The organism is Streptomyces sp. NPDC006335, assembly GCF_040612795.1.
Lineage (GTDB): Bacteria > Actinomycetota > Actinomycetes > Streptomycetales > Streptomycetaceae > Streptomyces.
The window spans coordinates 377,408-398,128 of the sequence record NZ_JBEXQX010000002.1; the positions used below are offsets into that span (position 1 = coordinate 377,408).

The 20,721-nt window shown below is 72.6% G+C and carries 18 protein-coding genes; 14 read left to right on the forward strand and 4 right to left on the reverse strand.

Annotation, left to right across the window (positions count from 1 at the left end; genetic code table 11):
* Positions 1-356: 356 nt before the first annotated feature.
* From ABZ098_RS07660 to ABZ098_RS07680, 5 genes are all read left to right on the forward strand, one after another.
* Entirely contained in the window at positions 357-836 is a 480-nt protein-coding gene (locus ABZ098_RS07660) for a DUF3017 domain-containing protein (RefSeq protein WP_356589341.1), read from the forward strand.
* 235 nt (positions 837-1,071) lie between these two features.
* Complete coding sequence (locus ABZ098_RS07665) at positions 1,072-1,554, forward strand: helix-turn-helix transcriptional regulator (protein WP_356588255.1); 483 nt, start codon at positions 1,072-1,074, stop codon at positions 1,552-1,554.
* A 234-nt stretch (positions 1,555-1,788) separates the two neighbouring features.
* Positions 1,789-2,988 carry a DUF2690 domain-containing protein gene (locus tag ABZ098_RS07670; RefSeq protein ID WP_356588257.1) on the forward strand — a complete coding sequence of 400 codons (1,200 nt, stop codon included), beginning with the start codon at positions 1,789-1,791 and terminating at the stop codon, positions 2,986-2,988.
* A 415-nt stretch (positions 2,989-3,403) separates the two neighbouring features.
* Positions 3,404-4,393 carry a malate dehydrogenase gene (locus tag ABZ098_RS07675; RefSeq protein WP_356588259.1) on the forward strand — a complete coding sequence of 330 codons (990 nt, stop codon included), beginning with the start codon at positions 3,404-3,406 and terminating at the stop codon, positions 4,391-4,393.
* Between the two features lie 127 nt (positions 4,394-4,520).
* Complete coding sequence (locus tag ABZ098_RS07680) at positions 4,521-5,369, forward strand: hypothetical protein (RefSeq protein ID WP_356588261.1); 849 nt, start codon at positions 4,521-4,523, stop codon at positions 5,367-5,369.
* 446 nt (positions 5,370-5,815) lie between these two features.
* Here ABZ098_RS07680 and ABZ098_RS07685 read toward each other — a convergent pair whose 3' ends face one another.
* Positions 5,816-6,712: a bifunctional helix-turn-helix transcriptional regulator/GNAT family N-acetyltransferase gene (locus tag ABZ098_RS07685; protein WP_356588262.1), complete on the reverse strand. Its 897-nt coding sequence runs from the start codon at positions 6,710-6,712 to the stop codon at positions 5,816-5,818.
* Between the two features lie 140 nt (positions 6,713-6,852).
* On the opposite strand from ABZ098_RS07685, the gene ABZ098_RS07690 reads away from it, so the two are divergent.
* The 8 genes from ABZ098_RS07690 (at position 6,853) to ABZ098_RS07725 (ending at position 17,536) form a co-directional block, all read left to right on the forward strand.
* Positions 6,853-8,634, forward strand: a complete 1,782-nt coding sequence (locus ABZ098_RS07690; RefSeq protein WP_356588263.1) for a hypothetical protein — start codon at positions 6,853-6,855, stop codon at positions 8,632-8,634.
* The gene (locus ABZ098_RS07695; RefSeq protein WP_356097446.1) at positions 8,621-8,977 is read left to right on the forward strand and encodes a hypothetical protein; all 357 of its coding nucleotides are present in this window, start codon (positions 8,621-8,623) and stop codon (positions 8,975-8,977) included. Before ABZ098_RS07690 ends, ABZ098_RS07695 begins: the two co-directional genes overlap by 14 nt.
* Positions 8,978-9,073: 96 nt before the next feature.
* Positions 9,074-10,237 carry a hypothetical protein gene (locus tag ABZ098_RS07700; protein WP_356588265.1) on the forward strand — a complete coding sequence of 388 codons (1,164 nt, stop codon included), beginning with the start codon at positions 9,074-9,076 and terminating at the stop codon, positions 10,235-10,237.
* Positions 10,238-10,423: 186 nt separating this feature from the next.
* Positions 10,424-11,950, forward strand: a complete 1,527-nt coding sequence (locus ABZ098_RS07705) for an aldehyde dehydrogenase family protein (protein WP_356588267.1) — start codon at positions 10,424-10,426, stop codon at positions 11,948-11,950.
* 58 nt (positions 11,951-12,008) lie between these two features.
* Positions 12,009-13,538: a GMC oxidoreductase gene (locus tag ABZ098_RS07710; RefSeq protein WP_356588269.1), complete on the forward strand. Its 1,530-nt coding sequence runs from the start codon at positions 12,009-12,011 to the stop codon at positions 13,536-13,538.
* Complete coding sequence (locus ABZ098_RS07715; RefSeq protein WP_356588271.1) at positions 13,538-14,644, forward strand: glycine betaine/L-proline ABC transporter ATP-binding protein; 1,107 nt, start codon at positions 13,538-13,540, stop codon at positions 14,642-14,644. Before ABZ098_RS07710 ends, ABZ098_RS07715 begins: the two co-directional genes overlap by 1 nt.
* The gene (locus tag ABZ098_RS07720; RefSeq protein WP_356588273.1) at positions 14,644-16,587 is read left to right on the forward strand and encodes an ABC transporter permease subunit; all 1,944 of its coding nucleotides are present in this window, start codon (positions 14,644-14,646) and stop codon (positions 16,585-16,587) included. The genes ABZ098_RS07715 and ABZ098_RS07720 overlap by 1 nt, the downstream gene beginning before the upstream one ends.
* 1 nt (position 16,588) lies before the next feature.
* The gene (locus tag ABZ098_RS07725) at positions 16,589-17,536 is read left to right on the forward strand and encodes an ABC transporter substrate-binding protein (protein WP_356588275.1); all 948 of its coding nucleotides are present in this window, start codon (positions 16,589-16,591) and stop codon (positions 17,534-17,536) included.
* A 6-nt stretch (positions 17,537-17,542) separates the two neighbouring features.
* Here ABZ098_RS07725 and ABZ098_RS07730 read toward each other — a convergent pair whose 3' ends face one another.
* The 3 genes from ABZ098_RS07730 to ABZ098_RS07740 are packed head-to-tail and all read right to left on the reverse strand — an operon-like array spanning position 17,543 to position 19,199.
* On the reverse strand, positions 17,543-18,265 hold the full coding sequence (locus tag ABZ098_RS07730) for an isocitrate lyase/phosphoenolpyruvate mutase family protein (protein ID WP_356588277.1): 723 nt from the start codon (positions 18,263-18,265) through the stop codon (positions 17,543-17,545).
* Positions 18,262-18,705 (reverse strand): carboxymuconolactone decarboxylase family protein, encoded by a 444-nt coding sequence (locus tag ABZ098_RS07735; RefSeq protein WP_356588279.1) that lies wholly within the window; start codon positions 18,703-18,705, stop codon positions 18,262-18,264. The genes ABZ098_RS07730 and ABZ098_RS07735 overlap by 4 nt, the downstream gene beginning before the upstream one ends.
* Positions 18,702-19,199: a carboxymuconolactone decarboxylase family protein gene (locus tag ABZ098_RS07740; protein WP_356588281.1), complete on the reverse strand. Its 498-nt coding sequence runs from the start codon at positions 19,197-19,199 to the stop codon at positions 18,702-18,704. The genes ABZ098_RS07735 and ABZ098_RS07740 overlap by 4 nt, the downstream gene beginning before the upstream one ends.
* A 46-nt stretch (positions 19,200-19,245) precedes the next feature.
* Between ABZ098_RS07740 and ABZ098_RS07745 the strand changes: the two genes are divergently transcribed.
* Positions 19,246-20,679 carry a PLP-dependent aminotransferase family protein gene (locus ABZ098_RS07745; RefSeq protein ID WP_356588283.1) on the forward strand — a complete coding sequence of 478 codons (1,434 nt, stop codon included), beginning with the start codon at positions 19,246-19,248 and terminating at the stop codon, positions 20,677-20,679.
* Positions 20,680-20,721 lie beyond the last annotated feature (42 nt).

Genomic DNA, 20,721 nt, shown 5'->3' on the forward strand with positions numbered 1-20,721 from the left:
CCGGGACGCAGACCTCCGGTGCGCGGGGTTCCGAGGAGCCCGGTGTGCCGTCAGGTGAGGCACCAGCGGGTGTGGAGCGGGTGGCTGGTGAGCCCGGGACGCAGACCTCCGGTGCGCGGGATTCCGGGGACCCCGCGACGCAGACCTCCGGTGCGCGGGGTGCCGAGGAGCCCGGTGGGGCGGCGGGTGGGGTTCGTGGGCGTCGGGAGGCGGGGGCCGTCAGCGGCGGGTCTCGGGGGCCGGCGGACACGGTGTCCGAAGGTGAGGAGCGGGTCTCTCGGGAGGCGGATGTGGCGTCGGGTGCGGGGAGCGGTGGCGTCGGTGCGGGCCGGGAGACCGGAGGTGCCGGTGTCGCGGTGGACGAGGTGGCGGAGCCCGGGGAGCAGGCCGAGATCGTCGTACGGGACGCGATCAGCGCGCCCGATGTCGACGGGCGGCCGCGGCGGGCCACCCGCCGGTTTCCGCTGTTCACCCGGGACACCGCGCGGCCCGAGGGCGGTGGCCGCGCCGCTCCGCGGGACGCTCCGGCGCCCGCCCGGCAGTGGCCGGTGCTCGCCGTGTCGGCCGTCGTGGGGCTCGGGCTGCTGCTGACCGCGCTGGACCAGTTCCGCTACGGCACCCTGTTCATCGGTCTCGCCCTGCTGGCCGGTGCCGTGCTGCGCTGGCTGCTGCCGGACGTCGGCATGCTCGCCGTCCGCTCCCGCTTCACCGACATCGCCACCTACGGCGTGCTCGGCACCGCGATCGTCCTGCTGGCGCTGATGGTGCAGCCGGACCCCTGGCTGGAGATCCCCTTCCTCAAGGACACCCTGCACTTCACGGTCAGCAACAGCTGACCCGAGCGGGCCGGCGGTCCGCCCCCACCCCCGACGAGGGACGGACCGCCGCTGTCACCCAGCCTCCCGCGCCGCGAACAGCCCGTTCAACCGCCGGCCGTTCGCTGTGGCACAGCGGTGACGGTTCCGGCACGGTGTGCGAGACCTGCCACAGCCCGCCCCGGACCAGGAACCGATCACCCCCCTGACGTCGTCACTTGCGTGGAAGCAGGTGAGGACGCCGCGGAGGTGGGCGATGAGTGGCTGGCAGGCGCTGCCCGACGATCTGCCGCCGGAGGTACGGCATTTCGTGGAGCAGCTCAGGCAGCTCAAGGACCGCACGGGGCTCAGCCTCGTCGCGCTCGGCGCCCGCACCGCGTACAGCAAGTCCTCCTGGCACCGCTATCTCAACGCCACCCAGCCCCCGCCCCACCAGGCCGTCGCCGCCCTGTGCCGGATCGCGGGCCTCGACACCACCGACGCCGAGCGCTTCGGTGTGCGCTGGGAACTGGCGGTCCAGGCCTGGCCCCGCCCGGCGGCGCCCGCGCGGGCCGCCGGGGGAGCGGAGGGCCGGACGGGCGAGACGGAGGAGAGGTACGAGGACGATCCCACGCTGCCCTGGTGGGAGGAGCCCCCGGCCGAGCGCGCGAACGGCATGAACCGCCTCCTGCTGGCCGCCGCGCTGCTGCTCGTGCTCGTCCTGCTGCTCGGGGTGGCAGGGGCCGTGGCGTCAGGGTGATCCGGGGGCGTGCGGGACGGCCGTTATCTCCGGTGTGTTCCGCCTGTGGCGATGTATCGACAGGTTTGCGTATTTGATATGGAGCTGTTCGACAGCACGGCTAACGTGTCGAACTTGCGGATGCTCCCGTGCGCCCCCACCCGGGGAGCTGAGATCCTTACGGCACGGGGAAGAGCGGGGAACAGCCAGCACCGACCGGGGGGAAGAGGGGGAGCAATGCCTCGATGGAGGGCCTTGCCGGATGAACTGGATCCGCAGGTCAGGGAGTTCGCGAGCCAGTTGCGGAGGCTCGTGGACCGCAGTGGCCTGAGCATCGCGGCCGTCGCCGACCGCACGGGCTACAGCAAGACGTCCTGGGAGCGTTATCTCAACGGCCGGCTGCTCGCGCCGAAGGGCGCGATCGTCGCCCTGGCCGAGGTCACCGGCACCAATCCGGTTCACCTGACCACGATGTGGGAGCTCGCCGAACGCGCCTGGAGCCGTTCCGAGATGCGCCACGACATGACCATGGAGGCCATCCGGATCTCCCAGGCGCGGGCCGCGCTCGGTGAGTTCGGGGCGCCGCCCGCGAACGCCAAGGGCGGCAAGACGGCCCGCAGGAGCGGCAGCGCGACGGCGACGCCGGGCGTGGCGGGACCGGCCGGGGTCGCCCCCACGGTGCCGCCCCAGCCGGTGGCGTCGGAGAACGACAGCGCCGAGGCGCGGCGCGGCGAGTCCTCGGGGAGCAACTCCTGGGGCATGGCCGGGTACCAGGGGCCGTCGCAGACATCGGGGCGTACGGCTCCGTCCGGGTCGGCCTCCTCGGGCGGCCCGGGGTGGACGCCGGGGACGCCGGGGCCGTACGACCAGCCGCAGGACGCGCGTCCCGGTGACGGGACCCCGGTCGGCGCCGCCGGTGCTGCCGGTGCTGCCGGCTCCGGTGGTTCCGGGGGTTCCGGCGGGGGCAAGCGGCGTCTGACGATGTTCCTCGCGGGGGTCGTCGGGGTGCTGGTCGTGATCGCCGCCGTGTTCTTCCTGACCGACCCGGGCGGCGACAAGAAGAACAAGACCGAGAAGTCGCCGTCGCCGTCCGCCAGTGCGACCGTCTCGCTGCCCGCCGGTGTGAAGTGCAGTGGCCAGGGGTGCACCGGGAAGGACGCCGAGGCCATGGGATGCAGCGGGAATCTGGTGACGACCGCCAAGACCGCGACCGTGGGGACGACCGTGGTCGAGGTGCGCTACAGCGAGACCTGCGGGGCGGCCTGGGGGCGGGTCACCCAGGCCGGGCAGGGGGACAAGGTCGAGGTGAGCGCGGGCAAGGTGGCCGAGCAGAGCGGGAGCATCACGGAGGCCGGGGACACCATCGCCTACACGCCGATGGTCGCCGTGAAGGACGCCGGCGAGGCCAAGGCGTGCGTGACGCTGGCTTCCGGACAGCAGGGGTGCACCGACTGAGACCGGCTGAGACCGACTGAGAGCGACTGAGGGGCCCGAGGATCGCCCGTGAGGGGCTGAGGGGCCGGTGGCGCCCGGCGGCGGAGTCGCAAACGGATCCGACGCCGGCCCCCTGGGCGGGTGAATCCTCGCGGAGTATGCATGGGCCGGTGAATCCGGGGCACGCGAACCGTACCCCCACGGGAGTCCGGAAACGGTACCCCCATACGGCGGCCGCCTTCGTCCCCCCTCTCCCGGACGGGCGGCCGCCTCTTTCTGTTCGGGGCGGCGGTTTGTGGGCTGGGCCACACGGGGCCGGACGTCCGGGATCCCGGATGCGCGATAGCCTGACCGGTGGAGATCTCTTGACGCCAAGAGATCGATCAAACGTCCGGGGCAGGGACGCCCCACTGCCGTCTGTCATACGGAGAACGCCATGACCCGCACTCCCGTGAACGTCACCGTCACCGGCGCGGCCGGCCAGATCGGTTACGCCCTGCTGTTCCGCATCGCCTCCGGCCAGCTGCTCGGCGCGGACGTGCCGGTCAAGCTTCGCCTCCTGGAGATCACCCCGGCGCTCAAGGCCGCCGAGGGCACCGCGATGGAACTCGACGACTGCGCCTTCCCGCTGCTCCAGGGCATCGACATCACGGACGACCCCAACGTCGCCTTCGACGGCACCAACGTCGGTCTGCTCGTCGGCGCCCGCCCCCGCACCAAGGGCATGGAGCGCGGTGACCTGCTGGAGGCCAACGGCGGCATCTTCAAGCCGCAGGGCAAGGCCATCAACGACCACGCCGCGGACGACGTGAAGATCCTGGTCGTCGGCAACCCGGCCAACACCAACGCGCTGATCGCCCAGGCCGCCGCCCCGGACGTACCGGCCGAGCGCTTCACCGCGATGACCCGCCTCGACCACAACCGCGCGCTGACCCAGCTCGCGAAGAAGACGGGCACCACGGTCGCCGACATCAAGCGGCTGACCATCTGGGGCAACCACTCCGCCACCCAGTACCCGGACATCTTCCACGCCACGGTCGCCGGCAAGAACGCCGCCGAGACCGTCAACGACGAGAAGTGGCTGGCCGAGGACTTCATCCCGACCGTCGCCAAGCGCGGTGCCGCGATCATCGAGGCCCGGGGCGCCTCCTCCGCCGCGTCGGCCGCCAACGCCGCCATCGACCACGTGTACACCTGGGTCAACGGCACCGCGGACGGCGACTGGACCTCCATGGGCATCCCGTCGGACGGCTCCTACGGCGTCCCGGAGGGCCTGATCTCCTCGTTCCCCGTCACCACCAAGGACGGCGCCTACGAGATCGTCCAGGGCCTGGACATCAACGAGTTCTCCCGCGCCCGTATCGACGCCTCCGTCAAGGAGCTGGAGGAGGAGCGCGAGGCGGTCCGCGCCCTCGGCCTCATCTGAGTTTTCTCCACAGCTCTGTCACGAGCCTGCACGGGCCCTGTTCCGGTTCCCTCCGGAACGGGGCCCGTGGCCGTTTTCCGCCCTACGGTCGAAGTCTTGCCCGGTGGGGTGATTCGGGGGGTTCGCGATGAACGGCTGGAACGGCTACAGCTCCGGTGCCGGAGCGGGACACGGGCCGAGCGAGGAGAGGGGCCGGCCGGCCTGGAGCTCGGAGGAGGCCGGGACCGCTCCGCCGTGGGCCTCCGCGGAGACGCAGACCTCGCTCGCGCCGCCCTGGGCGACGGCCGGGACCCGGGCCTCTCACGTCCCGTCCTGGACCCCGGGTCCCGCGCCCGCGCCCCATCGGGTCCGGCGGGTGCTCGCCGCCCTCGCGGTGGCCGTCCTGGTCGGGGTCTCGGTCGGCACCGGTGTCTGGTGGCTCCTGCGGGACACCGCCCTCGGGTCCGGGACCCGCACGGGCGGCAAACCGGTGCCGAGCCTCACGGCCGCCCCCTCGTCCCCGTCGCCCTCCGCCTCCACGGCCTCGGGATACCGCCGGGTGCAGGATCCCGTCGGCTACTCCGTCGACGTCCCCCGCAGCTGGACCCGCACCGAGAAGCGGGGCGGGCCTGCGCCGGTCGTCGTCTACGGCGCCCCCGCCGACGGCCGCCGGCTCCAGGTGTTCCGGATCGCCGAGGACACCCCGGCCCAGTCCCTGGACCTGGCCGAGAACGCCCCCGGCTACGGATTCGCCCACCGGCCCGGCTACCAGGTCCTCGACCGGACCTCCGGCACCACCTGGGCCGAGATCGTCTACCACTACGACGACCCGGACCTCGGCGCCCGCCAGGTCGTCGACCACCGCTTCCAGGCCGCCGACGGGACGCTGTACGCGATCCGCGCGGCAGGCCCCGCCTCCCTCCCGCCCCACCTGGTGCGCGACCCGCTCACCAGGGCGCTGGCCTCCTTCTGCCCGGCGGACACGGAGTGCGTCTGAGCGGCCTGTGCCCAGCTGGTCCCTCACCGGCGAAGACAGGGCGGGCGGCGGTGCCGGTCGGAGCGCGGACGAACCCCCGAACCGGTCGAGCCGCACCTGGAGGCCCACCGCGCCCCCGAGCGATGGCGCCGCTCCCGGTACAGGGCAGGCGTCGTCCAGGACGCACAACTCGACCGCGCCGTACGGCTCGTGGCTCCGCGAGGCGCGTACGTCCGGGGCCCGGGGCCGGCGAGGGTGTCGTCGCTCTCGGCGCGCGTGCGGAGCATCAGCAGGCCGATGACCGGGTTCAGCAGGGAGGGCACGGCGGCTCCTCGGGTCAACTGGGGCGCGGGACAGGGTGGTTGGGCCGCCGGATCAGTGACGGGCCGAACGCGATAGTACTCGTGTCCGGCCGAACGCGATAGTGCGCGAGTCTCCGGGTCCGTCCCGGTGTCCGAGGGACACGGTCAGCTCGCCGGGCCGGGCAGTCGCTTCTCGAACCAGTGATCGCCGTAGACGTGATCGGCGTAGGGCGGGATCTCCGTGTAGCCACACGCCCGGTACATCGTCTGCGCCTCGGTGAGGGACGCGTGCGTGTCGAGCCGCACGACGGTGAAGCTGCGGGCGGCGGCCTCCGTCTCCAGGGCGGAGAGGATCCGGCGGGCGAGGCCCAGGCGGCGGGCGTCGGGGTGGACCCACACGTGGCGGAGTTCGCCGATCCCGGGTCGCAGGCGCCGCAGTGCGCCGCAGCCCACGGGTCGGCCCTCCTCGTACGCCACGAAGAACGCGCCCGCCCGCCCCGAGACCTCCTCGGGGCGCACCAGGTCGGACTTGTCGAAGCCCTCCGGGAAGCGGGCGTCGATGTCGGCGGCGTAGGCGTCGAGACAGGCGCGGGCGTCGGGGGCGGCGCCGTCGACCGGGGCCACGGTGATGCAGGCCAGGCGCAGCAGACGCTGGGCGGTGCCCATCGCCTCGGTGAGCCGGTCGCGCTGGGCCGTGGTGAGCCCGTCGAGCAGGCCGGCGGCGAGGGCGTCGGCCCGGCGGTTCTGCTCCTTGAGCTCGGTGCGTCCGGCGCGGGTCAGCTCGACCATGCGCAGCCGGCTGTCGCCCGGGTGGACGCTGATCCGGACCAGGCCCTGCGCCTGGAGGGTCTTCGCCATCCGGCTCAGATATCCCGCGTCCAGCCCGAGCCGGGTCCTGAGCTCGCGCAGCGAGACCCCCTCACCGATCTCGAACAGCAGCCGCGCCTCGCCGAGCGGGCGGTCCTGGCCGAGGTAGTGGTCGTCCAGGGCCCCGATACGGCGGGTGAAGTAGCGGTTGAACCGGCGGAACTCCGCCACGTGCTGTGTCGACACCGGGTCCATAATCTTTGACTGTAGTCAAAGGACTGTGGTGACGTCCATCGATCCGACATTCCGGTTTCCTGGCCCCACCCGCACCTCTATGCTGATGGTTTGTCAACAACTGACGTCACCAAGGGCTTTGCACGCATCGGGGGACTCGCGTGACCACTACATCCGTGCCTCGGCAACCGCAGTCGGCACCGCCGGGCCCCGTCACGCCGCCGCACGCCAGCGAGGCGACCCGGCTGCTGTGCGCGGGCACCTATCTGGATTCCGCTTACCGGGACCAGGTCATCGAGCAGCTCCATCTGAACGAACAGCGGATCGTGGCGCCCTCGCTCGGCCTCGACGCGGCCCGGGTGCTCGCCCACGCGCTGCGGGCCCGGCGCCAGGAGCTGCTGTGGGCCGGGCTGATCCTGGGCCTGTGGGTGATCGGGCTGCCGCTGACCGGCGGCCTCCTGTTCGTGTTCCTGGGCCCCAGCCTGCTGCTCGCGGCCGCCTCCTGGGTCCGGGGCAAGGGCCCGAACCCGCCGCTGTACCGGCGGGTGCCCGCCTTCTTCATGCGCTGGTGGGGGCGTCTGCTCTTCGCGACGTTCCTGATCCTGGCCCTCGTCCTCGCGTTCGGCGGAGGCGACGACGACTCGTCGTCCTACGGCGGCTCGGGATCCTTCGGCGACTCGTACGGCTACGGCGAGTCGTACGGCTCCTACGGTGACTCCTCCGACCTGTCCGATCTGCTGTTCCCCGACTTCGACGGGATCAGCGGCCTGGTCGGCGCGGTGCAGGCCTGGCTGGTGATCGTCGTCTTCGCGCTGATCGCGGTGTGCGTGGCCGCCCAGCGCGGCCAGTTCGCCAGGGCGGTCGGCGCCGAGCTGTCCCCGCAGCGCTTCCCGGACGCGGCCGGCGACCCCGCCGAGCGCGCCGAGGGGCAGCGGTTCCAGCGGCTCAAGCAGCGCATCCGGATCGAGCAGCACGCGCCGCTGGTCATGTACCACGAGAAGCGGCCCTTCTGCGGCGCCGGGTTCGCCTACGAGACCTGGGTGCTCGCCGTCGAGCTGCGGCCCGACGAGATGAAGAAGGAACAGCTCCCGCTGAACAACCGCGCGGTCCTGGAGAAGATCCGCCCGCTGCTCGAACAGCTGCGGCTGCCCTCGGAGTTCGCCGGGCACACGGTCCGCGACCGGCTGCGCTGGCTGGAGATCGACGAGTGCGTGTTCCTGCCCGCGGAGGGGCTGCGCCGGCGCGAGGAGGCGCCGTACCACCCGGAGGCCTTCGAGGACCACCGGGCGCGTGCGGTCGAGGAGGGTGCCGAGAAGCGCCGGCACTTCCTGCGGATCCGGGTCGGCGGCTGGGAGGAGGAGCTGGTCGTCACGGTCTTCGTGCGCGTCCACACCCAGGGCCGGATGCTGATGCTGGAGATCGCCCCGCACGTTCTGCTGCCGGTGCGCGAGGACTTCAAGGACGCCGACCGCGCGGCCCACACCTACCGGCACAACAACGTCGTCGGGAAGGCGGCCTGGGCGGTGGCCCGGGTGCCGGGCTCCGCGGCCCGCTCCCTCGTCACCCTCGGCCGGGGCGTGGGGTACGCGTGGAAGCTGCTGACCGGCGGCTACGCGGGTGCGCTGCCCGACGGTCCGGCGCTGTCGGTGCGGGAGCTCGGCTCGATGGACGAAGGCTCCCGCTTCCAGGAGATGGACGCCTACCGCTACCTCAGGAGCGTGCAGGACCGGGTCGCGCACGGCGTGCTCACCGCGCTGGCCGATTCCGGTTACCAGACCGGCGAGTTCGTCCAGAAGATCGTGAACATCAGCAGCGGCGGCGTGAACGTCGAGGGCGGTGTCCACGGCAGCACCTTCGCGGTCGGCAAGAACGCCACCGCGTCCTCCACGGGCGGCGCGGGACCCGCGCCCCAGAAGGGAACCAGCGGCAATGGCAACGGATGAGCCGGGCGTCAGCATCAGCGGCGGTGTCCACGGCAGCACCTTCGCGATCGGCAGCCACGCGCACGCCGAGAGCCACCACGGCACGGCTCCCCAGCGGGACGAGACGGCCGAGGCGCTCCTGACCGCCGTACGGGAACTCCGCGAGGACCTCACGCGCCTGAGGGCCACCGACGAGACGGCCGCCCTGGACAGCGCGCTGGCCGAGACGGAGGAGGAGATCGTCACGACGGGGCAGGCCGGGCCCACCCGTCGGGAGCGCCTGCGGGCGCTGCTGGACGACTCGCAGGCGCTGGTCGGCCTGGTCGCGTCGGCGGGAGCGGTGGCCGGGCTGCTGGGGCTGTGAGCGCGGGCGTACCGTGCCCCTCTGTGCGGGCGCGGTGAGCCGGCCCGCCCGGCACGGGTGTGAGCGGGGGGAAGCGGTGAAGGGGAAGGGGACGCCATGAGCGGGGGCGTGCGGTACTGGAACGAGGAGACGCAGCGGTGGGAGGACGGGGACGGGGGCCGGGCCGCGACCGGACCGGTCACTCCGCCGCCACCGGCCCGGCCGGACGCGGTGCCGTCGGCCGGCGGGACCGCCACGCCCTCCGCGGGGCCGGACGCGCCCGTGTGGCCGCCGGCGGCCGGGGCGCAGTCCGACTCCCCCGCGGCCGCGCGGTCCGGCCCCGCGGAACCGCCGACGATCAGCGTCCCCTCCCCGCCGCCCCCGCCCTCCCCTCCCGCGACCTGGCCCGGTGCCGGTGACGGCAGCACCTGGCACGGGCCCGGTTCGTCCGGCGCCCCCGGCGGCTGGTCCTCGGTGGAGCAGCTCGGCGGCGGATCCGGCCCGTCGGCCGAGTGGTCGGGCTCCGCCTGGTCGACCGCCGGTCAGACGACCGTTGCCGAGCCCGCCGCCGGGACGAACCGCCGGCTCCTGTGGTCCGCGCTCGGTGGTGTCGCCGCCGTCGGTGTCGCCGTGACCCTGGTGCTGACGCTGGTCGTCGGCGGCGGGGACGAGGACGACAAGGCCGTCGACGTGAGCCCCACACCCACGGAGCTCGTCACGCGGCAGGGCGGCCCCGACGACTCGCCGACCCCCTCGCCGACCGAGGACACGGCGTCCCCGCCGGCCCCCGAACTCCCCGCCGGGTACGAGCTGTACGTCGACGAGGAGGGCTTCCGGATCGCACGGCCCGCGGGCTGGTCGCGCACCGCCGTGGCGTCCAAGTACGGCATCGACGTGGTCAGCTACCGCAGCGCGGACGGCGAACGCCGGCTTCAGGTGTACCAGGTCGCGGAGGAGTCCCCGGAGGCGTCCTTCGAGCTCTATCTCTCCGCCGACACCCCCAAGCCGGACGGCTTCCAGCAGTTGGACCTCCGGCCCGTCGAGGAGGCCGGGTTCACCGGCGAACGCCTGGAGTACCGGGCCGACTCCCTCAGCGGCGAGCCGGACGTCGGCCCCTGGCACGTCTACGACGAACGGTTCGTCGCCCAGGACGGCCTGATCTACGCGATCGCCGCGTACGGCCTGGAGAAGGACGGCGGCCAGGACGAGCTGGAGCTCCTGACCGCCGCGCTCACCGGGTTCTGCGCGCCCCACGCCTGCGACGCGGCGTCGATCGACTGAACCGGCGTCCGGCCGCACCCGCCGCGTTGCTTTTCATCCTGTTCGTCCGCAATTTCAGTGAGCCAGCACACTTTCGGCCATCGATTGCGCATGCAATCGGGACGTCGGGGCATGCGACGACGGTCCCCGTGAGTGACACCCGTGTGACACAGGGGAACCGAACAGGAACGGAAGGCAACACCGATCATGGCCGGACAGCAGGCGCGGCAGGAGCCGCACACCATCCACGCGGGCGGCGAATGGCGCGCAGCCGTCTCCGGAGCCACCCGCGACATCCTCGACCCCGCCGACGCGCGGCCGTTCGCCGTCGTCGCCGAGGGTGACGAGAAGGACACCGACCTGGCGGTCGAGGCCGCCCGCCGGGCCTTCGACTCAGGACAGGGCCCCTGGCCGCTCACCCCCGTCGCCCAACGCGCCGCACTGCTGCGCCGCGTCGCCGATCTTCTCGTACGCGACCGCGAAGAACTCGGCCTCCTGGAGAGCCGGGACGCGGGCAAGACGGTGGAGGAGGGCCGGGTCGACATCGACTGTGTCGCCGACGCCTTCCGCTACTTCGCCGACCTCGTCGCCGGTGAGGCGCCCGGCCGGGTCGTCGACGCCGGCTCGACCGAGATCCACAGCGTCGTCGTGCACGAACCCGTCGGCGTGTGCGCGCTCATCACCCCCTGGAACTACCCGCTCCTCCAGGCCAGTTGGAAGATCGCCCCCGCGCTCGCGGCCGGCAACACCTTCGTGGTCAAGCCGAGCGAGATCACCCCGATGACGACCATCGCGCTCATCGAGCTGCTGGTCGAGGCCGGGCTGCCGGAAGGCGTCGCCAACATCGTGACCGGCCCCGGCCACACCGTCGGCGCCCGGCTCGCCGAGCACCCCGACGTCGACCTGGTCTCCTTCACAGGCGGCCTGGTCAGCGGCACCAAGGTCGCCCAGGCGGCCGCGCCCTCCGTCAAGAAGGTCGCCCTCGAACTCGGCGGCAAGAACCCCAACGTGGTCTTCGCCGACGCCTGCGCCACCCCCGAGGGCTTCGACACCGCCGTCGACCAGGCCCTCAACGCCGCCTTCATCCACAGCGGCCAGGTCTGTTCCGCGGGCGGCCGCCTCATCGTCGAGGAGTCCGTCCGGGACCGTTTCGTCGCCGAACTCGCCCGCCGGGCCTCCAAGATCCGCCTCGGCCGCGGCACCGAGGACGGCGTCGAGTGCGGGCCGCTCGTCTCCGAGCAGCAGCGCGCCAAGGTCGAGGCCTACGTCGCCTCCGCGCTCGCCGAGGGCGCGGTGCTGCGCTCCGGCGGCCAGCGCCCCGAGCCCTCGCCCGAGCGTCCCGCCGACGGCTACTTCTACGAGCCGACCGTCCTCGACCGCTGCCACCGCGAGATGCGGGTCGTGCGGGAGGAGGTCTTCGGACCCGTCCTCACCGTCGAGACCTTCCGCACCGAGGACGAGGCGATCGCCCTCGCCAACGACACCGAGTACGGCCTCGCCGGTGCCGTGTGGACCGCCGACGCCGGACGCGCCCGCCGGGTCGCGGGACGGCTGCGTCACGGCACCGTCTGGATCAACGACTTCCACCCCTACCTCCCGCAGGCGGAGTGGGGCGGCTTCGGCAAGAGCGGAGTGGGCCGCGAGCTCGGCCCCGCCGGCCTCGCCGAGTACCGCGAGAGCAAGCACGTCTACCAGAACCTCGCGCCGAAGCCGGTCCGCTGGTTCGCGGGCTGAGCTCACTCGCCCCCCTCTCCGCACTCTCCTCGCCTCAAGACTTCCCTGGAGTACCCCCATGTCCGAGTCCAAACAGGAGTACGACTACGTCGTGATCGGCGGCGGAACAGCAGGTTCCGTCATAGCCTCCCGCCTCACCGAGAACCCCGATGTCACCGTCGCCGTCATCGAGGGCGGCCCCAGCGACGTCGGCAGAGACGACGTCCTCACCCTGCGCCGCTGGATGGGCCTGCTCGGCGGCGAGCTCGACTACGACTACCCGACCACCGAGCAGCCGCGCGGCAACTCCCACATCCGGCACAGCCGCGCCCGGGTCCTCGGCGGCTGCTCCTCCCACAACACCCTGATCGCCTTCAAGCCGCTGCCCTCCGACTGGGACGAGTGGGAGGAGGCCGGCGCCAAGGGCTGGGGCGCGGTCCCGATGGAGGCGTACTACGCCCGGCTGAAGAACAACATCGTCCCGGTCGACGAGAAGGACCGGAACGCGATCGCCCGTGACTTCGTCGACGCGGCCCAGAAGGCGCTCCAGGTCCCCCGCGTCGAGGGCTTCAACAAGAAGCCCTTCGACGACGGCGTCGGCTTCTTCGACCTGGCCTACCACCCGGAGAACAACAAGCGCTCCTCGGCGTCGGTGGCGTATCTGCACCCGGTGATGGACGAGCGGCCGGGCCTCACGATCCTGCTGGAGACCTGGGCGTACAAGCTGGAGCTGGACGGCACCCGCGCGGAAGGCGTGCACATACGCTCCAAGGACGGCCAGGAGACCCTGATCAGGGCCCGCCGCGAGGTCGTCCTGTGCGCGGGCGCCGTCGACTCGCCCCGTCTGCTGCTCCACTCCGGCATCGGCCCCCGCAAGGACCTCGAAGCCCTCGGCATCCCGGTCGTCCACGACCTGCCGGGCGTCGGCGAGAACCTCCTCGACCACCCCGAGTCGGTCATCGTCTGGGAGACGAACGGCCCGATCCCGGAGAACTCCGCGATGGACTCCGACGCGGGCCTGTTCGTGCGCCGCGACCCCGACCACGCGGGCCCCGACCTGATGTTCCACTTCTACCAGGTCCCCTTCACCGACAACCCCGAGCGCCTCGGCTACGAACGCCCGGCGTACGGCGTCTCGATGACCCCGAACATCCCCAAGCCCAAGAGTCGCGGCCGCCTGTACCTGACCAGCGCGGACCCGGAGGTCAAGCCCGCCCTGGACTTCCGGTACTTCACCGACGAGGACGACTACGACGCCCGCACCCTGGTCGACGGCATCAAGATCGCCCGGGAGATCGCGGCGACCGAACCGCTGGCCGACTGGCTGAAGCGCGAGGTGTGCCCCGGCCCCGACATCACCGGTGACGAGGAGCTGAGCGAGTACGCCCGCAAGGTCGCGCACACCGTGTACCACCCGGCGGGCACCTGCCGCATGGGTGCAACCGACGACGAACTGGCCGTAGTGGACCCCGAGTTGAGGATCCGCGGCCTGGACGGCATCCGTATCGCGGACGCGTCCGTGTTCCCGACCATGACCGCCGTGAACCCGATGATCGGGGTGCTCATGGTCGGTGAGAAAGCCGTGGACCTGCTGGGAGGTGGTGCGTGATGAGTACGACCGCGACCATGGAGAAGCCGCCGACGACGGACAATCCCGTGTTCTCCGTCGACGGACTGTGGAAAGTCTTCGGCCCCAGGGCGGACCGCGTCCCCGAGGACGCCGAACTGGCCGCCCTGGCCCCCGCCGAACTGCGCGCGCAGACGGGCTGCACGGCCGCCGTCCGCGACGTGAGCTTCGACGTCCGCAAGGGCGAGGTCTTCGTCGTCATGGGCCTGTCCGGCTCCGGCAAGTCCACGCTGGTGCGCTGTCTGACCCGGCTCATCGAACCGACGGCCGGCACGATCTGCATCGACGGCGAGGACGTCCGCGCGATGGACAAGTCCCGGCTGCGTGAGCTGCGCCGCCACCGCGCCGCGATGGTCTTCCAGCACTTCGGTCTCCTCCCGCACCGCACGGTCCTCGACAACGTGGCCTACGGCCTGGAGATCCAGGGCGTCGGCAAGGCCGAGCGCCGGGCGCGGGCCGCCGAGGTCGTCGCCAAGGTGGGCCTGGAGGGCATGGAACAGCGCAGGCCCTCCCAGCTCTCCGGTGGTCAGCAGCAGCGCGTCGGCCTCGCGCGGGCGCTCGCGGTGGACCCGCAGGTCCTCCTGTTCGACGAGCCGTTCAGCGCGCTCGACCCGCTGATCCGGCGGGACATGCAGGAGGAAGTCGTGCGCCTGCACCGCGAGGAGGGCCGCACGATGGTCTTCATCACGCACGACCTGAGCGAGGCGCTCAAGCTCGGCGACCGGATCGCCCTGATGCGCGACGGCAAGGTCGTCCAGCTCGGCACCCCGGAGGAGATCGTCGGCTCCCCGGCCGACGGCTATGTCCGCGAGTTCGTCCGGGACGTGCCGCGCGAACAGGTCATGACGGTCCGCCGGGCCATGAAGCCGGGCGACTGCGCGGGCCCCACCCACCCGGGCGCGCTGGCCCCGAACTCCGTGGTCGCCGAGGCGATCAAGGTCGTCGCGGGCAGCGGCAGGCCGGCGTGCGTGGTGGAGAACGGCCGCTGCCTCGGCGCCGTCGACCACGAGCGGTTGCTCGGCGTGGTCGCCGGAACGGAACCGGGCGGGGGAGCTGTCGGAACGGAGCTTCGCAAGGAGGCCGTCTGATGGCCACCGTCACCGCCTCCACGCCCCGCGCCCTGCCCACCGGTCTGCTCAAGCACCGGGCGGTCCACAAGCTCCTGCTCATCGCCCTCGCCGCGGCCGTCCTCGTCCCCCTCGCCAACGCCCGCTGGGCCAGCGGCAGTTGGCCGAGCGCCCTCACCGTCGACCTCACCAAGCCGCTCGGCAGCGCGAGTGACTGGATCATCGACAACCGCGACAGCCACCCGCTGTTCCTCTACGGCTTCGGCTATGTCAGCAACGCGGTCGTGATCTCCGTACGCGCCGTGTACCTCGTCCTGCTCGGGGCGGGCTGGGCCGGTGTCACCGCGCTCGGCGCCCTCGTGGCCTGGCGCGTCGCCGGCGTCAAGCTGGCCCTGGGCACGACGGCCGCGTTCCTCGCCTGCGGTCTGCTCGGCATGTGGGTCCCCACCATGCAGACCCTCGCCCTGATGGTCGTCGCCGTGCTCGCCTCGGTCGTCGTCGGCGTCCTGCTGGGGCTCGCCGCCGGACTGTCCCGCCGCATGGACAAGATCCTGCGCCCGGTCCTGGACACCATGCAGGTCATGCCCGCCTACGCCTACCTCCTCCCGGTGGTCCTCGTCTTCGGCATGGGCGTGCCCGCCGCCGTCCTCGCGACCGTCGTCTACGCCGCCCCGCCCATGGCCCGCCTCACCGCGCTCGGCCTCCAGGGCGCGGACAAGGAGGTCCTGGAAGCGGTCGAGTCGCTCGGCACCACCGCCCGCCAGCGGCTGCTGACCGCCCGGATCCCGCTGGCCCGCAAAGAGCTCATGCTCGGCCTCAACCAGACGATCATGATGGCCCTCTCGATGGCCGTCATCGCCTCCGTGATCGGTGCCGCCGGCCTCGGTGACCGCGTCTACCAGGCGCTGGCCTCGGTCGACGTGGGCGCCGCCCTCGCGGCCGGCATCCCGATCGTGCTGCTGGCCGTCGTCCTCGACCGGGTGACGGGCGCGGCGGGCACCGCGGACGGCACCGAGGGACGGGGGCGCGCCGGATGGGCGTACGCCCTCGCCGGGACCGTCGCCGTGGCGGTCGCCGGACGGCTCCTTGCCCGCCTCGACTGGCCCGACGCCTGGACCCTGAACATCGCCGAACCCGTCAACCGGGCCGTCGACTGGATGACGGCCCACCTCTACTCCGGCGTCCCCGTTATCGGCGGCACCGCCGACTGGGCCGGCCACTTCACCACCTGGGTCCTCGACCCGGTCCGCGACGGGCTCCAGGGCCTGCCCTGGTGGTCCGTGCTGCTCATCGTCGCCACCCTCGCCTGGCTGATCGGCACCTGGCGCACCGCGCTCACCGCGGTCCTCGCCATGGCCGCGATCGGCGTCCTCGGCGTGTGGACGCCCGCGCTGGACACCCTGTCGCAGGTCCTCGCGGCCGTCGCCGTCACCCTCGTCCTGGGCTTCGCGACCGCCGTCGCGGCCGCCCGCAGCGACCGCGTCGAACGCCTGCTGCGGCCCGTCCTGGACGTCTTCCAGACCATGCCGCAGTTCGTGTACCTGATCCCGGTCGTCGCCCTGTTCGGCGTGGGCCGCGCGCCCGCCGCCGCGGCGGCCGTCGTCTACGCGCTGCCCGCCGTCGTCCGCATCACCACCCAGGGCCTGCGCCAGGTCGACCCCGCCGCCATGGAGTCCTCGCGCTCGCTCGGCGCGACCAGCTGGCAGCAGCTGCGCCAGGTCCAGCTCCCGCTCGCCCGGCCCGCCCTGCTGCTCGCCGTCAACCAGGGCGTGGTCCTCGTCCTCGCCGTCGTCGTCATCGGCGGTCTGGTGGGCGGAGGCGCGCTCGGCTACGACACCGTCTTCGGCCTCGCCCAGGGCGACCTGGCGACCGGCCTGGTCGCGGGCGCCGCCATCGTCTGCCTCGGCCTGATGCTCGACCGGGTCACCCAGCCGACGGAACGCCGCCCGAGGAAGGGAGCCTGACATGCGACTCCGTACGATCGCCGCCGCGAGCTCCCTGCTGCTCCTCACGGGCTGCGGTGCCGCCGACATGACCAAACAGGCCTCGCCCTTCGCCAACGCCCAGGGCGCCAAGTCGGTGACCCTGTCCGTGCAGTCCTGGGTCGGCGCGCAGGCCAACGTGGCCGTCGCCCAGTACCTCCTGGAGCACAAGTTCGGCTACCGCGTCGACACCGTCCAGGTCGACGAGGTGCCCGCCTGGGACGCCCTCAGCCAGGGCCGGGTCGACGCCATCCTGGAGGACTGGGGCCACCCCGAGCAGGAACAGCGGTACGTCAAGGACAAGAAGACCATCACGCCGGGCGGCGGACTCGGCGTGACCGGGCACATCGGCTGGTACGTCCCGACGTACTTCGCCAAGCAGCACCCGGACGTCACCAACTGGAAGAACCTCAACAAGTACGCCTCGCAGCTGCGCACTGCGGAGAGCGGCGGCAAGGGCCAGCTGATGGACGGCTCCCCGTCCTACGTCACCAACGACAAGGCGCTGGTGAAGAACCTGGACCTGGACTACCAGGTGGTGTTCGCCGGTTCGGAGGCCGCGCAGATCACCCAGATCAGGCAGTTCGCCAAGGAGAAGAAGCCCTTCCTGACCTACTGGTACGCCCCCCAGTGGCTGTTCGAGAAGGTCCCGATGACCGAGGTGAAGCTGCCCCCCTACAAGGAGGGCTGCGACGCGGACCCGGCGAAGGTCGCCTGCGCCTACCCGCACACACCGCTCCAGAAGTACCTCAACACGGACTTCGCCAAGTCCGGCGGCAAGGCGGCGGCCTTCCTGAAGAAGTTCAAGTGGACGACCGAGGACCAGAACCAGGTCTCCCTGATGATCGCCGACCAGAAGCTGACGCCGGAGGACGCGGCGAAGAAGTGGGTGGACAGCCACGAGTCCACGTGGAAGGCGTGGCTGTCCTGAACGCCCCTATGCGCGGAGGCTCTTGGCGGTCTCCCGCAGCTGCCGGGCCGCGCTCCGCTGGAGCCCCGGCCCGAACGTGACGCGAGTGGCCCCGAGTTCACCGAGTTCGGTGGGCGAGGGGCCCTCGCCGTCCAGCCGCCCGAGCGCGTTCAGCGGCCCCTGGATCCCGGACCGCAGCAGCGGCAGTACGTCCGCCGGGGCGCCGATCGGATAGACGCAGTCGGCACCCGCGGCGACGTACAGCGCGGCCCGCTGAATGGCCTGTTCGGGATCACCGTCGCCGTAGGAGAACGTGTCCACGCGGGCGTTGACGAAGAGCCGGTCACCGGCCGCGTACCGCACCTCGGCGAGCCAGTCGGCGTGCCGGTGCGGGTCCTTGAGGGTTCCGTTCGCGGAGTCCTCCAGGTTGCAGCCCACGGCCCCCGCCTCCAGCAGCCGCTCCACCAGTTCCTTCGGCTCGAGCCCGTACCCGCCCTCGACATCCGCCGACACCGGGATGTCCACGGCCGCGCAGACGCGCGCCACCGCCGCGAACATCTCGTCGGCCGGTGTGGACCCGTCCTCGTGGCCGAGCGCCGCCGCGATCCCGGCGCTGGGCGTGGCGAGCGCCGGGAACCCGGCCTCCTCGCACACCCGGGCGCTGACCGCGTCCCAGGGGCCGGGCAGGACCAGGGGGTCGCCCGGAAGCCGGTTGCGGTGCAGGGCGCGAAAGACGTCCACCTTGCTCACGGCCGGTGACCCCCCGGCGGAATCCGGCGGGCGACCATCACCCGGTTCCAGTTGTTGATGGCGACGATCAGGCCCACGAGATGGGCCAGCCGGCCTTCGTCGAAGTACTTGGCGGCGGTGGCGTACACGTCGTCCGGCACGAAGCCCTCCGTCAGCACGGTCACCGCCTCCGTCAGCGCGAGCGCAGCCCGCTCCCGCTCGTCGAAGACGCCCTCGGCCTCCTCCCACGCGGCGAGCAGGTCGAGCTGCTGCTCGCTCACCCCGTGTTCGCGGGCGATCGCGAGGTGCATGTCCAGGCAGAACGCGCAGTGGTTGAGCTGCGAGGCCCGGATGACGACGAGTTCGGCGAGGGCCGCGTCGCCGAGCCCTTGTTTCGCGGTGGCGCTGAGCGCGGACAGGGCCCGGCCGACCTCGCGGTCGAGGAGGTCCGTACGGCTCACTGGTGCTGCCCGGCCTCGTAGTGGCCCGGGACCATACGGCACGTCACACCGAACCGGTTCCACGCGTTGATCACCGTGATCGCGGCGATCAACTGGGCCAACTCGGCCTCCTCGAAGTGCTTGGCGGCCTGCTCGTACACCTCGTCCGGCACGAAGCCGTCGGTGAGGACGGTGACGGCGTCGGTCAGTGCGAGGGCCGCGACCTCCTTCTCGGTGTAGAAGTGCTGCGACTCCTCCCACGCGCCGAGCTGGATGATCCGCTCCACGCTCTCACCGGCCGCGAGGGCGTCCTTGGAGTGCATGTCGAGGCAGAACGCGCAGTGGTTGAGCTGCGAGGCACGGATCTTCACCAGCTCCAGCAGCCGCGGGTCGAGACCCCGGCGGGCGGCGGTGTCGAGGCGGAGCATCGCCTTGTAGACCTCGGGGGCGTGCTGGGCCCAGGACAGGCGGGGCGGGTGCTCGGGGGTGTACCGGACGGTTTCCTCTGTGGTCATGCCTCGACCCTAGGAGGCGGGCAGCCCAGGAGTATGGTCCACTTTCATGGCGAAACCCTGGGCCACTTTCGGCATCGACCTGCACCTGGAACCCAGCGGAGGGGGCGTCCGGCGGGGCCTCACCGACGCCCTGCGCGAGGCCGTCCGCACCGGCCGCCTCGCCCCCGGCACCCGGCTGCCCTCCTCCCGCGCCCTCGCCGCCGACCTGGGCGTCGCCCGCAACACCGTCGCCGACGCCTACGCCGACCTGGTCGCCGAGGGTTGGCTCACCGCCCGCCAGGGCTCGGGCACCCGTGTCTCCGACCGGACGGTCGTCCCGCCCGCCGGGACCGCCGGGGTCGCCGGGGCTGCCGGGGTCGTTGGGGTCGCCGGGGCCGCGCCCCGTCCGCGCGTACCCGGGCGGCCCACCCACAACCTCGCCCCCGGCACCCCCGACCTGGCCTCCTTCCCACGCGCGGAATGGCTCAAGGCCGCCCGCCGCGCCCTCGCCACCGCCCCCTACCAGGCCCTCGACTACGGCGATCCGCGCGGCCGGGTCGAACTGCGCACCGCCCTCGCCGAGTACCTCTCCCGCGCCCGCGGGGTGCGCGCCGACCCCGACCGCATCCTCGTCTGCGCCGGCATCTCGCACGGCCTGCGCCTCCTCGGCGCGGTGCTCCGGGCCCGGGGCGCCCGCACGGTCGCCGTGGAGTCCTACGGCCTCGACGTGCACTGGGACCTGCTCGCGGCCGCCGGCCTGCGGACCGTGCCGCTGCCGTTCGACGAACGGGGCACGGACCCGGGGGAGTTGACCGACCAGGACGCGGTGCTGCTCACCCCGGCCCACCAGTTCCCGATGGGCGGCACCCTGCACCGCGACCGCCGTTCGGCCGTCGTCGAGTGGGCCCGACGCACCGGGGGCCTGGTCGTCGAGGACGACTACGACGGCGAGTTCCGCTACGACCGCCAGCCGGTCGGCGCCCTCCAGGGCCTGGATCCCGACCACGTCGTCCACGCGGGCACGGCCAGCAAGTCCCTCGCCCCCGGCCTGCGACTGGGCTGGCTGGTCCTGCCGCCCGGCCTCATGGAGGAGGTGCTGACGGCCAAGGGCGCCATCGACACCTGCGGGTCCCTCGACCAGCTGACCCTCGCCGAGTTCCTGACCTCCGGCGCCTACGACCGTCATGTGCGCGCCGCCCGGCTGCGCTACCGGCGCCGCCGTGACGCCCTCGTCGCCGAACTCGCGCGGCGGGCCCCGCGCGTCCACGCCACCGGCATCGCGGCCGGCCTGCACGTGGTGCTGCGACTCCCGCCGGGCACCGAGCAGCAGGCGCTGCGGGCGGCGGCCTGGCACGGCCTCGCGGTCCACGGGCTGCACCGCTACCAGCACCCCGAGGCCGTCGTCGAGCGGCGCGACGCGCTCGTCGTCGGCTACGGGACACCACCGGACCACGCCTGGTCGGGAGCGTTGGAGGCGCTGTGCGCGGTACTGCCCGAATGACACGGTTCCTCTGAACTGTTCGTCATTCCCGAACAAGGGCAC

What these genes read in the sequence shown, in the direction of transcription:
- ABZ098_RS07665 (WP_356588255.1), top strand. Translation starts at nt 1,072, where the DNA reads ATGAGTGGCTGGCAGGCGCTGCCCGACGATCTGCCGCCGGAGGTACGG.
- ABZ098_RS07675 (WP_356588259.1), top strand. Translation starts at nt 3,404, where the DNA reads ATGACCCGCACTCCCGTGAACGTCACCGTCACCGGCGCGGCCGGCCAG.
- ABZ098_RS07680 (WP_356588261.1), top strand. Translation starts at nt 4,521, where the DNA reads ATGAACGGCTGGAACGGCTACAGCTCCGGTGCCGGAGCGGGACACGGG.
- ABZ098_RS07685 (WP_356588262.1), bottom strand. Translation starts at nt 6,712, where the DNA reads ATGGACCCGGTGTCGACACAGCACGTGGCGGAGTTCCGCCGGTTCAAC.
- ABZ098_RS07695 (WP_356097446.1), top strand. Translation starts at nt 8,621, where the DNA reads ATGGCAACGGATGAGCCGGGCGTCAGCATCAGCGGCGGTGTCCACGGC.
- ABZ098_RS07700 (WP_356588265.1), top strand. Translation starts at nt 9,074, where the DNA reads ATGAGCGGGGGCGTGCGGTACTGGAACGAGGAGACGCAGCGGTGGGAG.
- ABZ098_RS07705 (WP_356588267.1), top strand. Translation starts at nt 10,424, where the DNA reads ATGGCCGGACAGCAGGCGCGGCAGGAGCCGCACACCATCCACGCGGGC.
- ABZ098_RS07710 (WP_356588269.1), top strand. Translation starts at nt 12,009, where the DNA reads ATGTCCGAGTCCAAACAGGAGTACGACTACGTCGTGATCGGCGGCGGA.
- ABZ098_RS07715 (WP_356588271.1), top strand. Translation starts at nt 13,538, where the DNA reads ATGAGTACGACCGCGACCATGGAGAAGCCGCCGACGACGGACAATCCC.
- ABZ098_RS07720 (WP_356588273.1), top strand. Translation starts at nt 14,644, where the DNA reads ATGGCCACCGTCACCGCCTCCACGCCCCGCGCCCTGCCCACCGGTCTG.
- ABZ098_RS07725 (WP_356588275.1), top strand. Translation starts at nt 16,589, where the DNA reads ATGCGACTCCGTACGATCGCCGCCGCGAGCTCCCTGCTGCTCCTCACG.
- ABZ098_RS07740 (WP_356588281.1), bottom strand. Translation starts at nt 19,199, where the DNA reads ATGACCACAGAGGAAACCGTCCGGTACACCCCCGAGCACCCGCCCCGC.
- ABZ098_RS07745 (WP_356588283.1), top strand. Translation starts at nt 19,246, where the DNA reads ATGGCGAAACCCTGGGCCACTTTCGGCATCGACCTGCACCTGGAACCC.